The organism is Massilia sp. W12, from assembly GCF_037300705.1.
Lineage (GTDB): Bacteria > Pseudomonadota > Gammaproteobacteria > Burkholderiales > Burkholderiaceae_D > JACPVY01.
The window spans coordinates 1,757,529-1,770,688 of the sequence record NZ_CP147776.1 but is presented as its reverse complement, the minus strand read 5'-3'; the positions used below and the strand labels follow the sequence as shown (position 1 = coordinate 1,770,688).

Genomic DNA, 13,160 nt, shown 5'->3' with positions numbered 1-13,160 from the left:
GGCATGAGCATTCATCTACGCCCGGCGCACAGCGCAGATGCGGATGCGGTGGCGCATATTCTGATCACTGCGCGCGCACTGTTTTTACCGTTTGCGCCTTCGCCGCACAGCGCTGCGGATATCCGGCAATGGGTCGCGCACACCCTGCTGCCGGGCGGCGGCGTGACTGTTGCACTGCAGGATGGGCGCGTGGCCGGGGTGCTGGCGCTGTCTTTTGATGGCGCATGCCATTGGCTGGACCAGCTGTATCTGGCCCCGCAGCTGTTGGGGCAAGGCGTGGGCCGGCAATTGCTGCAACACGCCTTGGCCCAATGCGGACGGCCGCTGCGGCTGTATTGTTTTGCGCAAAACAGCCGCGCCAGGGCGTTTTATGAGCGCCATGGCTTTGTCCCGCTTGCGTTTGGCGATGGCAGCGGGAACGAGGAAAAATGTCCCGATGTGCTGTATGAATACCGTGCGGCTTAATTGCCGCCCTGCGCCTGAATCAAACGCTGCACCGCTTCCATTTCTTCATCGCGTCCGGCGCGCTGCGCAGCAAAGCTGCGCTGCACCGGCACATCCGGCGCGATCCCGGCGTCCGGCGTATCGGCGCTGTATTGCCCGGCCAGCAGCGGGATATCCAGCGCCACGCCGGAATGCGGCAGTGTGAGCCAGGTCAGCTGGCCGCCGTTCAAGCCGCGCAAATTGCCGCCGGTGCTTTGTCCGACCAGGGTGGCGGCTCCGCTTTGCTTGCTTAATTTGGCCAAGACAAAAGTGGCCGAGCTGTTTTCCGCGCTGATCAAGAGATAGACTTTGCCGGCGTAAGGCCGGGGCTGCGGTGTGATGGTGTGCATGCCCTGGCGCGCTGTGACCAGATATTTGCCGCTGGCCGTGCCGCTGTTCAGTTTTTCCACCTCGCCGGTGCGGTCAAAGAAGCTGTAGTCCCAGGTGTCGAGATAGCGCACCAGGTTGTAAGGGACGCGCTCATATTGGCTGATGTTTTGCTGCAGGCTGTATTGCAAGGGTTGTTTCAGCAGATAACTCAGCAAGGCGTCGGCAATCGCGCCATCGCCGCCTTCATTTTGGCGGATATCGATCACCAGATAGGGCGTCTGGCGCGCTTGCAATTCGGCAAAGCTTTGGCGCAAAAATCCGGCCCAATCAAATTTGCTGTTCCAAAATGCAAAATTGGGCAAGGTCAGATAGCCGGTTTGCCCTTGAATCTGAAACCGCCATGCGCTGTCCGGTCCACTCACACCTTGCTTGGCCAGCGCCGCCGCGCGCGCCTGCAGGGTAAGCGCGGGCGCCTCCAGCTCGCGCGTCACGCTGCTATCCGGCTGGCGCAGTTGCACCCGGTAACGGCCCGCTAATGGCGGCGAGAGCAAGGGCCAGAGCATATCCATCTGGCTGTAGTCGCTGCGATCATGGTTTAACTGCTGCAAACGCTTGGCGTCGCTCGCGCCGTCGGCGCGCAAATAGGGCAGCATCTGCGCCACTATTTGCGGCGCGCTGAGGCCATTCAGCGCCACAATCTCATCGCCGGCGGCCACCTCCGGCACAGCGCTGGCCAGCACCAGCCAGCGCCCCTGCACCAAACGCAGGGTGAACGGTAATTTATTGGCCGCTCCCAGCAGCGCCGCTTTGCTGCCGCCTTGCTGATTATTCACATTCGGCCAGGTGTGCGAGCAGCGGATGAACGCACTCAACTGCGCCACCGCCAGATACATCCGGCTGCTATCGCCAGCCGCCTGGGCGGCGCTTTCAAACCGTGCGAAGGCTTGTTCAATCTCAGCCTGGCTGCGGTATTTGGTCAAAGCCGGATGCAACGCTTGCAAGCTGCGCTTGACGATCCGCATTTCCTGCGCCGCCTGCGCCGGCGTCAAGCCGCCATCCCCGGCCAAGGCCGGCCAGCATAAACACAGCATCAGACCGGCCAGCAGTCTGCGGGAAAATTGATTGCGCATCGCAACTCCGACAATGTGGGGGCGGACTGATTTTAACAGCCGGCGCGTCCTCGGTGCGCCAAGGCCGGCGGCAGTCCTCATCGATTGCGTTGCTGGCGTGCTGCAATCTTTTGTAAAATCAAGACTGTTGTAAAAGCGCTTCGCCACCTGTTGCAGCCTGCCCACCCAGTGAGAATCGAATATGAGTCAAGCACCGACTGCAGCCATCCGCCCTACCCTGATCATCCACGCCCACCCCGCCCAATCCCGCTCGCAAGTCACGCGCGCGCTGCTGGAAACCTTGAGCAGTTTGCCGCACACCAGCGTGCGCTCGCTTTACCATCTGTATCCCGATTTTGATATTGATATTGAAGCCGAGCAGCACGCTTTGCGCGCTGTGCAGAATGTGATCTGGTTAGCCCCGGTGCATTGGTATGGCGTGCCGTCCTTGCTGAAACACTGGATAGACAATGTGCTGACCTATGGCTGGGCGTATGGGCGCGGCGGCGCCGCCTTGCATGGCAAAAATCTGTGGTGGGTGGCCAGCGCCGGGGCCGATGCGCGCGAATACAGCGCCAGCGGTTCACATCACCGCCCGTTTGCCGAATACATCGCACCGATTCAGGGGATTGCTGAATATTGCGGCATGCACTGGCTGCCGCCCTTTATCACCCATGGCATGTCGCAAGCCGATGCCGCGCAATGGCAAAGCACGCGCGCCGGCTTGCTGGCGCAAGCGCACCGCCTGCTGGCTGAGCGCATTGGAGAAGCACAATGATTCAAGCCATTCTGTTTTTAGCCGCCGCCTTGATTTTTGTGCCAATCGCGGTGCGCCTGGGCCTGGGTGCGGTGCTGGGCTATCTGGCCGCCGGTCTTGCCATCGGCCCCTTCGGTTTGCAACTGGTGTCTGACCCTGCGGCGATTTTGCATGTCTCGGAATTGGGCGTGGTCTTGATGTTATTTGTGATCGGCCTGGAGTTGGAGCCGCGCCGCCTGTGGGCCATGCGCGCAGCGGTGTTTGGCGGCGGCACGCTGCAAATGCTGCTCTGCGCCGCCGTGCTGTTTCCGTTTGGCCTGCTGCTGGGCTGGCGCTGGCAGGCGGCGCTGGTGGGCAGTCTGGCGCTGGCGCTGTCTTCAACCGCGATTGCGGTGGCCATCATGCAAGAGCGCAATTTGATGCCGCTGTCAGTCGGACGCAGCGCGTTTTCCATGCTGCTGTACCAGGACATTGCGGCGATTCCCCTGCTCGCGCTGGCCGGCGCCCTGGGCGTGGCGCAAGCCGGCGCGCACAGCAATGTCAGTCCCTGGCTGCAATTGGGTGCGGTGGCCGGGGTGATTCTGGCCGGGCGTTTTCTGGCCTATCCCCTGATGCGCTTTGTGGCCGCGATGCAAGTGCGCGAATTATTCACCGGCTGCGCCCTGCTGCTGGTGCTGGGGGTGGCGGCGCTGATGGAAAAAGTCGGCCTATCGATGGGGCTGGGCGCATTCCTGGCCGGCGTGCTGCTGGCCAGCTCGGAATACCGGCATGCGCTGGAGGTCGATATCCAACCCTTCAAAGGTCTGCTGCTGGGACTGTTTTTCATCGCCGTCGGCATGAGTATGGATTTGGCGCTGTTGGCCAGCCAGCCCTTGCAAGTGGCGCTGGGGCTGTCCCTGGTGCTGCTGGGTAAAACCGGCGCGCTGTGGCTGACTGCGCGCCTGCTTGGCATCGAGGGGCGGCAGCGCATGTTGCTGGCCCTGCTCTTGTCCCAGGTCGGCGAATTCGCCTTTGTCGTCATCGCCACCGCACGCAGCGCGCAAGTGCTGCCGGCGCAAGACGCCAGCCTGCTGACCCTGATCGCGGCGCTGTCGATGGCCAGCACGCCGCTGCTCTTGATTGTGTTTGACCGCTGGTGCAAAGGCAGTTCGGAAGCGCGCCCGCCGGATGCGATTGAAAACGAATTTGCGCCGGTGATCGTGGCCGGCTTTGGCCGCTACGGGCAGACGGTGGCGCGGGTGTTGCTGGCCGCCGGCGTCAAACCGGTGGTGATTGACCATGGCGCGGACACGGTGGACAGTGCGCGCCGCTTTGGTTTTAAGGTGTATTTCGGCGACGCCTGTTCGCATGACATTCTGCACGCCGCCGGCATCGAACATGCGCGCGCGATTGTGCTGGCGCTGGACGATCGCGAGCAAATCAACCATCTGGCGCCCTGGCTGCGCCAGCATTACCCGGACTTGCAAATCATCGCCCGCGCGCGCGACGCCATGCACAATATGGAGCTGGCTGAAATCGGCGTGCACGATATCCAGCGCGAGGTGTTGGAGAGTTCGCTCAAAAGCGCGCGCGCCACGCTTGAAGTGCTGGGTTTTGACCGCTTCCAGGCGAAAACCATGGCCGACAAATTCCGCCGCAATTCCTACCGCTTCCTGCGTGAGATGGCGGCGTACCGGCACAATGAAAACGATCTGGCGAAACGTCTGAAAACCGCGCGCGAGCATTTTGAGCGCGATATGCTGGCCGAATTGGCGCGCCAGGACACGCGCCAAGCCACCGCCGGCTGGCAAGAGGAGGCCGGGACGGACAAAAAATGAGCGCGCCGGCACGCATCATCGGCGCGCATGTGCAGGGCGTGCTTTTTTTTGCTTGACGCGCTTGACTGCACAAACCAAAATCAAAGCATCCGCGTGACACAGGCATTACAGCCGGGAGCAGTCTTATGAAACATGATTCACTTGGCTTGACCCGGCTCAGCCTGGGCCGTATGCGCCGGCTCAGCCTGGCTGCGCTGCTGCTGCTGTGCAGCACATGGGCAGCGGCGCAAAACAAACCCGTGCTTAAAATCGCCACCGGCGAACTGGCCCCCTACGCTACCGAAAGCCGTGCTGATAAAGGCATTGCGCTGTCAATTGTGCGGCGCGCTTTTGAGTTGGCCGGCTATCAGGTTGAATATACCTTCCTGCCCTGGTCGCGCAGCCTGGCGGAAGCACGCATCGGCAAATGGGATGGCACCGCCTACTGGGGGCACAAGCCAGAACACGACAACAGTTTTCACCTGTCTGACAATGTGCTGACCGAGCAATGGGTGTTTGTGTATAACAAAAGCATCAAATTCGATTGGCGCACCCTGCAAGACTTGCGCCCTTACCGCTTCGCCATGATTCAAGACTACACCTACACCCCGGAAATCTGGGCCATGGCGAATGCCGGCGAACTCAAGTATGAGCGCTTGAAAGATGATGTCTCTGCGCTGCGTATGTTGATTTTGGGCAGAGTCGAGGTCGCCCCAATGGAGCGCAATGTGGCTTGCGATCTGCTCTCACGTAATTTCAGCGAAAGCGATGGCGCACAATTGGCCACCCATCCGAAGTGGATGACGGAATTATTCACCACCCATGTGATGCTGCCGCGCACACGGCCGGAAAGCGCCGTGCGGATTCAGGATTTCAATGCCGGCTTGAAAAAATTGCGCGCCTCGGGTGAATATGCGCGCCTGCTGTCCCAAGTCAAATGTCCGCGCGGCTGGGTGACGGGCCAGGGTAATTAAGCGCAAAAACAATCATTGCGCGCCGCCCCTCACCAGGCGCAGCTGCGAAAGCCGGTCAGCAGATGGTCGGTATGCGGCAGCGCGAAACCGCGCAGGCTGGGACTGCGCAGGCGCGCCGGGGTGGCGAAGGAGACGCCGCGCAACACTTGGCAGGCGTTGAAGGCGGCTTGCGAATATTCGGCCCAGGGGCCGGGGACAAAGCCTGGATAGGGCTGAAAAGGGGTGGCGCACCATTCGCGCAAATCGCCCCAGCGCAACGCCGGATGCCCGGAGCGGGCGGCGAATTCCCATTCAGCTTCGGTCGGCAAGCGCCGCTTGGCCCACATACACCAGGCTTGCGCTTCGTATAAATTGATATGCCGCACCGGTTCACTCAAGGGTAGCGCATGCAGCCGGCCAAAGCGCTGGCAAGCCCATTGCGCGCCTTGGCGCTGCCAATAGCGCGGCGCGCTGCGCTCTTGCTGCATCAGCCAGGCTTGTCCGGCGGCGCTCCAGAATTGCGGATGCTGGTAACCGCCATCCTGCACAAATTCAAGGAACTGCGCATTTGAGACCAGTGTGGCGTCCATCACAAAACCGCCCACCTGGCGCACTTGCAGCGGCATTTCATTGTCAAACACAAAACCGCCGGCATGGCTGCCCTGTTGCAGGATGCCGCCGGAAAACCGGATCTCGCCTTGCGCCCAGCTGTTCAAACCCAGCGTTGAGAGACGCGGCGGGGCCTGCACGCCGGTCAATTGCAGGCTGCAGACCAGTTCTTCACAGCGCAAATCTTCATGCGCCAAGGCCAGCCGCCAGGGAAACAGCCTGGCGTCGTCCGCCGTGCTGCGCTGCAATTGGTCAAGGCTGCGGTCGAGCACTTCATGGCAATAGGTTTTCATCGCGCCGGCGCTGGGCAGGCGCAATTGCCAGCGCATGCCATGCGGTACGGTGTTGGCGTCAAACCAGTCATCGCCCAGCGACAGCAACGATGGGCGCTGCGCCGCGCCCGGATGACTGCTGGCGGCCTGACGCAGCACAAACCACTCGCAAAACCAGGCAATCTGTCCCATGTCCCAGCGCGGCGGATTGATTTCAGCACGCGGCGCCAAGGCCGGCGGCGCATCCAGGCCGGCATCGACAAAACATTCATACAGGGAAAGCAGGTTGGCGCGCGCATGTTGCAAGCCCTCGTTTAATTGGGCGATGGTGGCAAAACGCAGCGGATGGGTGATCACAGTCATCAGATCGTCCTGCAGTCGGGGGAAATTTATTATATGCGAGGCAGACGCACAGTGCGCATGTGGATGCATACCACTTTCGTAAATGACAACATCCATGGCACAATGCCACCGTGACAAACGTATTCTCAGCGCCGATACAGCATGATTTCCACATCCTTTGCCGCAGATTTACCCGCCCCCGACTTCCTGCAACCCGCTGTGCTGCTGCGCCATATCGCCCACAGCATGGGGTTTTACCACCCGCGCGCGCTTGATGCTGCGGGCGGCTTCTATCATTTTCTGCGCGATGACGGCAGTATTTACAATGCGCACACGCGCCACCTGGTGAGCAGTACGCGTCTGGTGTTTATTTATGCGCGCGCCTGGCGTCAATTCAAACGGGCGGAATATCGCAGCGGTTTATTGCATGCGCTGGATTTTTTGCGCAATGTGCACCGGCAGCCGGCCAGCGATCCGGCGGACACGCGCTACCTGTGGGAATTTGATTTCATCAATGGCAAGGTAAGCGATCCCGATCCCTTGCAATATTGCTATGGCCATGTGTTTGTGCTGCTGGCCTATGCCGAAGCGCTGGCGGCTGGCGTGAGCGAGGCCGGCGGCTGGCTGCAGGAGTGCATGGCCACGCTGGACCGCCATTTCTGGCAGGAGGAATATGGCTTGTACGCTGATCAGGCCGACAGCCAATGGCGGGTGCTGCCGTATCGCGGCCAAAATGCGAATATGCATGCCTGCGAAGCGCTGCTGGCGGCGCACAGCGCGACCGGCAACCAGCATTTTTTACAGCGCGCCATCGGTATCGCTGATACGGTGTGCAATCAGCTGGCGGGACAGGCGAATGGCTTGATCTGGGAGCACTACGATCAGGAGTGGCGGCTTGATCTGAATTACAACCGGCATGACCCGCAACATTTGTTCCGTCCCTGGGGTTTTCAACCCGGTCATTTCACCGAGTGGGCCAAGCTCTTGCTGCAACTCGAAGCCGCCGCCGGGCCGAGCATGCCGGCGCATACGCTGGCGTGGCTGGCGCCGCGTGCGCAAGCCTTGTTTGACGCCGCGCTGCGCTACGCCTGGGACACTGAGCATGGCGGGCTGTGCTATGGTTTTGCACCGGATTTGCAGATCTGCGACAGCGATAAATATTTCTGGGTGCAGGCGGAAACCTTGGCCGCCGCCGCCATGCTGGCTGCGCGCACCGGACAACTGGCGTATCTGGATTGCTATCAGCAATTATGGGAATACTGCTGGCGCCATTTTGTGGACCACCGTCATGGCGCCTGGTATCGCATTCTGCGCCGCGATAACAGCCGTATTTCGGATGAAAAAAGTCCGGCTGGCAAGGTCGATTACCATACAATGGGCGCCTGTTACACGATTTTGGAAAACCTGCCCGTGCTCAAGCGACTCTCCCATCTGCGCGCGGCATGAGGCACTGCCCAGTGGAGCCACAGACATGAATGACAAAGCGATACCGCGCTTGAGCGCGCTGGCGCATGGCGGCGGTTGCGGCTGCAAAATCGCGCCGGGCGTATTGGCGCAGATTTTGCAGCAACACCAGGGCGCGCTGCCGCCACAGTTACTAGTCGGGATTGAAACCAGCGATGACGCCGCCGTCTGGCAGTTAAATGCGCAGCAAGCCTTGATCGCCACCACCGATTTTTTTATGCCGGTGGTGGACGATGCGCGCGATTTTGGCCGGATTGCCGCCACCAATGCGCTCTCGGATGTGTACGCGATGGGCGGACAACCGATTTTTGCGCTGGCGATTGTCGGCATGCCCATCAACACCCTGCCGCTTGAAACCATAGGCGCGATTTTGCGCGGCGGCGAGGAAGTTTGCCGCGAAGCCGGGATTATTGTCGCCGGCGGCCACAGCATTGATTCGGTGGAGCCGATTTATGGTCTGGTGGCGCTCGGGCTGGCCCATCCTGAGCAGATCAAACGCAACAGCAGCGCACAAGCCGGGGATTATCTGGTGCTGGGCAAGCCGCTTGGGGTCGGCGTGTATTCCGCCGCGCTGAAAAAAGAGGCATTGAACGCCGCCGGCTATGCGCAGATGATAGACAGCACGACGCGCTTGAATACGCCGGGGCCGCTGCTGGCGCAAACGCCGGGTGTGCACGCGATTACGGATGTGACCGGGTTTGGCCTGGCGGGCCATGTGCTGGAAATGCTGCGTCCGCAAAACTTGCACGCCCGGATCGACTGGGCCGCCCTGCCCTGGCTGCCGCAGGCGCAGGAATTGGCGCAAGCCGGCTATATCACCGGGGCCTCGCGCCGCAATCTGACTTCCTGCCAGACGCAACTGGCTGTGCAGGATGGCTTTGCCGAATGGCAAACCATGCTGCTGACCGATCCGCAAACCTCGGGCGGTCTGCTGGTGGCTTGCGATGAACAGGCTTTGCCAAAGGTGCAAGCGATTTTCGCGCAACAGGGCTTTGCCCAGGCCGGTGTGATTGGCCGCATCCAGGGAGCGGGTGAAAGCGCGCGGCTGGAGCTGGCGTGAATTTGACAAGGCCGGCGCAATTGCAGATGATGGATACAGCTCCGGCATATTGCCTGCATATTGGCATGGCCGGCCTATCCATTTTGAGATCCGGATTTCCGCAGCATATCGGCATGAAAGCATTATCGACAATCTGTACACTTCTGCTTTGTCTGAGCGCCAGCCTGCCCACGCATGCGGTTTCCAGCGGCGGCGCCGGCGGCCCCATGCCCCGGATTGTGAATGGCCAGGCGGTGGCGCCCAGCACGCCGCCGGATCTCAAGCAAGCGCGCCGCAATGAGCAACAGGCGCAGGCCATGGTGCAAAAAGTGATCGCCTATTTGCGCGAACACGGCCCGGATAAAACCATTGCCGAAATCAACAGCCCGCACGGGCCGTTTCGCGATGGCGAGCTTTATGTGTTTCTGTTTGATGGCCGCAAAGAGGCGTTTTGCTTAGCGCATGGCGCGTATCCGAATCTGATCGGCAAGGATTTACGTCATATCCGCGACCCGGATGGCGTCTTGCCCGCCATTGAGATCATGAAAGTTGGCAAGAGCCGCACCGGGCGCGGCTGGGTGGATTACCGTTGGCCGCATCCGATCAGCCACAAAATCGAGAAAAAACGAACCTATGTCGAGCGGCATGGCAATTATGTGCTGGGGGCCGGCATCACGCGCGAACACTGATGTTGATGCGCAATTGCGCATGCCTGGCGAAGAAAATGCGGCATTGCAAAATAAATTGCCGTTTCAGCTTGACAGCCGCCAGCGCCTTCCAGTAGATTGACGCTCATGAACTCTTTGACCGCACAGCGCTTTTCCCCCCAGACAATGCAAAACTGCATTGCTGCGCTGTACTTCCCTTCCGGTCAATCGCTTTCCTCCCCTGCTTCGCTACTACAACTATCTGCGCCTGCACTAGCGCTAGCGGCGCTATCGGCATGAATCCAGGCCCCGTCCTGATCTGAAACACCTTCCGCCCGCCAACCGGGCATTCACTGAAAAACCGGGTTTTTACCCAATTGAGAGGCAAACATGTGCTTGCAATGTCCTGCGCCGTGTTCTTCATCACTTCACGCTGTGCGCCTAAGCCGCGCTCAGCCGGCCCTGCGCCCTGGTGGCAGCCGGTTGGGCAATCCGCCACCGCACACTTGTCAATGAATGGAGAAAAATCATGATGCACAGCAACCCGTCTTCAAAATATCAAGCATTTCCCGCCATCCATCTGCCTGACCGGCAATGGCCCGGGCGCACGATTACTCAAGCGCCGATCTGGATGAGCACCGATTTGCGCGATGGCAATCAAGCCCTGATCGAGCCGATGAGCCCGGCCAAAAAACTGCAATTTTTTGAGATGCTGATCAACATCGGCTTGAAAGAAATCGAAGTCGGCTTCCCCTCGGCATCGCAAACCGATTTTGATTTTGTGCGCATGCTGATTGAAGAAAAACGGATTCCGGATGATGTCAGCATCATCGTTTTGACTCAGGCGCGCGAGGAATTGATCCACCGCACGGTTGAATCTGTGATCGGGGCAAAACGCGCCATCATCCACCTGTACAACTCGGTGGCGCCGGTGTTCCGCCGCGTGGTGTTCAAGATGGATAAGCCGGAAATCATCCAAATCGCCGTCAAGGGCACGCAACTGGTCAAGGAATTGGTGGCGGCGCACCCGGAAACAGAGTGGGGTTTTGAATACTCGCCGGAATCGTTTTCCACCACCGAACTCGAATTTGCGCGCGATATCGTGGACGCCGTGTCAGCGGTATGGCAGCCGACGCCGCAACGGCCAATGATTGTGAATTTGCCGGCCACGGTGGAGGCCGCCACGCCGAATGTGTTTGCCGATCAGATCGAATGGATGCACCGCCACCTGGCGCGCCGCGACAGTCTGGTGATTTCTGTGCACCCGCATAATGATCGCGGTTGCGCGATTGCCGCCGCTGAGCTGGCCTTGATGGCCGGCGCGCAGCGCATCGAGGGCTGCCTGTTTGGCAATGGCGAGCGCACCGGGAATGTGGATATCGTCACGCTGGCGCTGAATTTATACACTCAGGGGATTCATCCGCATCTGGACTTTTCCGATATTGACGCGGTGCGCCAATGCGTGGAGGAATGCAATCAATTGCCGGTACACCCGCGCCACCCCTATGTCGGCGATCTGGTGTTTACCGCCTTCTCCGGCTCGCATCAGGATGCGATCAAAAAAGGTTTTGCCGTACACGATCCGGACGGCTTGTGGCAGATTCCCTATCTGCCGATTGACCCGGCGGATCTGGGACGCAGCTACGATGCGGTGATCCGCGTCAACAGCCAATCCGGCAAAGGCGGCATGGCCTGGTTGCTGGAGCAGGAATACGGCCTGGTGTTGCCGCGCCGTCTGCAAATCGAGTTTTCGCGCGCGGTGCAGCGCGTTACCGATCAAAGCGGCAAGGAAGTCGGGGCGAAAGAGATTTTCAGCATCTTCCAGCAGGAATATTTGCAGCAGGAAGCCCCCTACCGCTATCTGGCGCACCGCACGCATGAAGATTCCAGCCGCGATGATGCGGTGGAAATTGAAATCGATGTCATGCTGGACGGTGAAAAAACCGCCTTGTCCGGCGCCGGCAATGGGCCGATTGACGCCTTTGTCGATGCGCTGGGCTTAAATGTGCGCCTGATGGACTACCACGAACACGCGATTTCCGCCGGCGCGAATGCGCAAGCGGCTTGCTATGTTGAGTTGCGCTTAGATGACGGCCCGACCCTGTTTGGCGTGGGCATGGACAGCAATATCGTCACCGCGTCGTTCAAGGCGGTGTTGTCGGCGATTAACCGGCAAATGGGGCACAACACGCGCCACGCCGCATCAGAGGCTGCAGCCAAACAGGAGGCTTGACGTCTTTTGCTGCGATTCAGGAACGCGGACAAGCGCTGCCGGCGTGCTAACATCAGATGATTACACCACTACAAAGGACTTGTATGAGCACTCTGATGAATCATCAGTACCGCTTGGCGGCGCGCCCGCTGGGTTTGCCCAAAGATAGCGATTGGCAATATGGCAGCGAGCCGGTGCGCGAATTGCAAGACGGCGAGATCCTGGTCAAGGTTTTGTATTTATCGCTGGATCCGGCCATGCGCGGCTGGATGAATGACAGTAAATCGTATATCCGCCCGGTGGATCTGGGCGCGGTGATGCGCGCAGGCGGGATCGGCCGGGTGATCGCGTCCAAATCGCCCAAGTTTGCTGAGGGCGATATCGTCAGCGGCGGGGTCGGGGTGCAGGAATATTGGATTGGCGCGGCGGATGATAAGCACGGCAGTTTTTTTAAGATTGATGCGCGCTTAGCGACGCTGCCGGCCTGGTTGAATGCGCTGGGCATGCCGGGCATGACCGCGTATTTCGGTTTGCTCGATGTCGGCCAGCCCAAAGCCGGTGAAACGGTGCTGGTGTCCGGCGCCGCCGGTGCGGTGGGGCAAACGGTGGGACAGGTCGCCAAGCAGCTCGGTTGCCGCGTGGTGGGGATTGCCGGCGGGCCGGATAAATGCAAGTTTGTGGTGGAGGAGCTGGGTTTTGATGCTTGCATTGATTACAAAAACGGCTCCGTCAAAGATGGTTTGAAACAGCACTGCCCGCAAGGGGTGGATGTGTATTTTGATAATGTCGGCGGCGATATTCTGGATGTGGTGCTGACGCGTATCAATATGAAGGCGCGGATTGTGATTTGCGGCGCGATTTCGCAATACAACAATACGACGCCGGTGAAAGGCCCGGCGAATTATCTCTCACTGCTGGTAAACCGTGCGCGCATGGAGGGCATCGTCGTGTTTGATTATGCGCCGCGCTACCCGGAAGCGGTTCGCCAGATCGGCCAATGGATGGCGCAAGGCGCATTCAAGAGCCGCGAGGATGTGGTGCAGGGCCTGGAAAATTTCCCGCAAGCGCTGTTAATGCTGTTTGAGGGCAAAAATTTCGGCAAGCTGGTCTTGCAAGTGGCGCCGGAATAAGGCGAACGCAGGGCTGG

At 59.9% G+C, this 13,160-nt stretch carries 11 protein-coding genes; 9 read left to right on the top strand and 2 right to left on the bottom strand.

The window, feature by feature from the left end:
* The first annotated feature begins 3 nt into the window (after positions 1-3).
* Complete coding sequence (locus V8J88_RS07150) at positions 4-465, top strand: GNAT family N-acetyltransferase (RefSeq protein WP_338848680.1); 462 nt, start codon at positions 4-6, stop codon at positions 463-465.
* Here the strand turns inward: V8J88_RS07150 and V8J88_RS07145 are convergent.
* A complete protein-coding gene (locus V8J88_RS07145; protein ID WP_338848679.1) occupies positions 462-1,943 on the bottom strand; it encodes a S41 family peptidase in 1,482 nt (493 codons plus the stop codon). The two genes, V8J88_RS07150 and V8J88_RS07145, sit on opposite strands and share 4 nt — an antisense overlap.
* A 181-nt stretch (positions 1,944-2,124) precedes the next feature.
* On the opposite strand from V8J88_RS07145, the gene V8J88_RS07140 reads away from it, so the two are divergent.
* From V8J88_RS07140 to V8J88_RS07130, 3 genes are all read left to right on the top strand, one after another.
* Positions 2,125-2,700, top strand: a complete 576-nt coding sequence (locus V8J88_RS07140) for an NAD(P)H-dependent oxidoreductase (protein ID WP_338848678.1) — start codon at positions 2,125-2,127, stop codon at positions 2,698-2,700.
* Positions 2,697-4,496, top strand: coding sequence for a monovalent cation:proton antiporter-2 (CPA2) family protein (locus tag V8J88_RS07135; RefSeq protein ID WP_338848677.1), 1,800 nt, complete (start codon positions 2,697-2,699; stop codon positions 4,494-4,496). Before V8J88_RS07140 ends, V8J88_RS07135 begins: the two co-directional genes overlap by 4 nt.
* A gap of 125 nt (positions 4,497-4,621) precedes the next feature.
* Positions 4,622-5,449 (top strand): ABC transporter substrate-binding protein, encoded by an 828-nt coding sequence (locus V8J88_RS07130; RefSeq protein ID WP_338848676.1) that lies wholly within the window; start codon positions 4,622-4,624, stop codon positions 5,447-5,449.
* A 29-nt stretch (positions 5,450-5,478) separates the two neighbouring features.
* Here V8J88_RS07130 and V8J88_RS07125 read toward each other — a convergent pair whose 3' ends face one another.
* Positions 5,479-6,672 carry an SUMF1/EgtB/PvdO family nonheme iron enzyme gene (locus V8J88_RS07125; RefSeq protein ID WP_338848674.1) on the bottom strand — a complete coding sequence of 398 codons (1,194 nt, stop codon included), beginning with the start codon at positions 6,670-6,672 and terminating at the stop codon, positions 5,479-5,481.
* Between the two features lie 141 nt (positions 6,673-6,813).
* Here V8J88_RS07125 and V8J88_RS07120 point away from each other — a divergent pair, with 141 nt between their 5' ends.
* From V8J88_RS07120 to V8J88_RS07100, 5 genes are all read left to right on the top strand, one after another.
* Positions 6,814-8,097 carry an AGE family epimerase/isomerase gene (locus V8J88_RS07120; protein ID WP_338848672.1) on the top strand — a complete coding sequence of 428 codons (1,284 nt, stop codon included), beginning with the start codon at positions 6,814-6,816 and terminating at the stop codon, positions 8,095-8,097.
* A 25-nt stretch (positions 8,098-8,122) separates the two neighbouring features.
* The gene (gene selD, locus V8J88_RS07115; RefSeq protein ID WP_338848671.1) at positions 8,123-9,175 is read left to right on the top strand and encodes a selenide, water dikinase SelD; all 1,053 of its coding nucleotides are present in this window, start codon (positions 8,123-8,125) and stop codon (positions 9,173-9,175) included.
* A 113-nt stretch (positions 9,176-9,288) separates the two neighbouring features.
* Positions 9,289-9,843 (top strand): cache domain-containing protein, encoded by a 555-nt coding sequence (locus V8J88_RS07110; RefSeq protein WP_338848670.1) that lies wholly within the window; start codon positions 9,289-9,291, stop codon positions 9,841-9,843.
* A 487-nt stretch (positions 9,844-10,330) separates the two neighbouring features.
* Positions 10,331-12,034, top strand: a complete 1,704-nt coding sequence (gene leuA / locus V8J88_RS07105) for a 2-isopropylmalate synthase (RefSeq protein WP_338848669.1) — start codon at positions 10,331-10,333, stop codon at positions 12,032-12,034.
* An 83-nt stretch (positions 12,035-12,117) separates the two neighbouring features.
* Positions 12,118-13,143, top strand: a complete 1,026-nt coding sequence (locus V8J88_RS07100) for an NADP-dependent oxidoreductase (protein ID WP_338848668.1) — start codon at positions 12,118-12,120, stop codon at positions 13,141-13,143.
* Positions 13,144-13,160: the final 17 nt, after the last annotated feature.

Excerpts from the sequence above, each read along its gene's own strand:
- V8J88_RS07150 (WP_338848680.1), top strand. The coding sequence starts at position 4 with ATGAGCATTCATCTACGCCCGGCGCACAGCGCAGATGCGGATGCGGTG.
- V8J88_RS07145 (WP_338848679.1), bottom strand. The coding sequence starts at position 1,943 with ATGCGCAATCAATTTTCCCGCAGACTGCTGGCCGGTCTGATGCTGTGT.
- V8J88_RS07140 (WP_338848678.1), top strand. The coding sequence starts at position 2,125 with ATGAGTCAAGCACCGACTGCAGCCATCCGCCCTACCCTGATCATCCAC.
- V8J88_RS07135 (WP_338848677.1), top strand. The coding sequence starts at position 2,697 with ATGATTCAAGCCATTCTGTTTTTAGCCGCCGCCTTGATTTTTGTGCCA.
- V8J88_RS07130 (WP_338848676.1), top strand. The coding sequence starts at position 4,622 with ATGAAACATGATTCACTTGGCTTGACCCGGCTCAGCCTGGGCCGTATG.
- V8J88_RS07125 (WP_338848674.1), bottom strand. The coding sequence starts at position 6,672 with ATGACTGTGATCACCCATCCGCTGCGTTTTGCCACCATCGCCCAATTA.
- V8J88_RS07120 (WP_338848672.1), top strand. The coding sequence starts at position 6,814 with ATGATTTCCACATCCTTTGCCGCAGATTTACCCGCCCCCGACTTCCTG.
- selD (WP_338848671.1), top strand. The coding sequence starts at position 8,123 with ATGAATGACAAAGCGATACCGCGCTTGAGCGCGCTGGCGCATGGCGGC.
- V8J88_RS07110 (WP_338848670.1), top strand. The coding sequence starts at position 9,289 with ATGAAAGCATTATCGACAATCTGTACACTTCTGCTTTGTCTGAGCGCC.
- leuA (WP_338848669.1), top strand. The coding sequence starts at position 10,331 with ATGATGCACAGCAACCCGTCTTCAAAATATCAAGCATTTCCCGCCATC.
- V8J88_RS07100 (WP_338848668.1), top strand. The coding sequence starts at position 12,118 with ATGAGCACTCTGATGAATCATCAGTACCGCTTGGCGGCGCGCCCGCTG.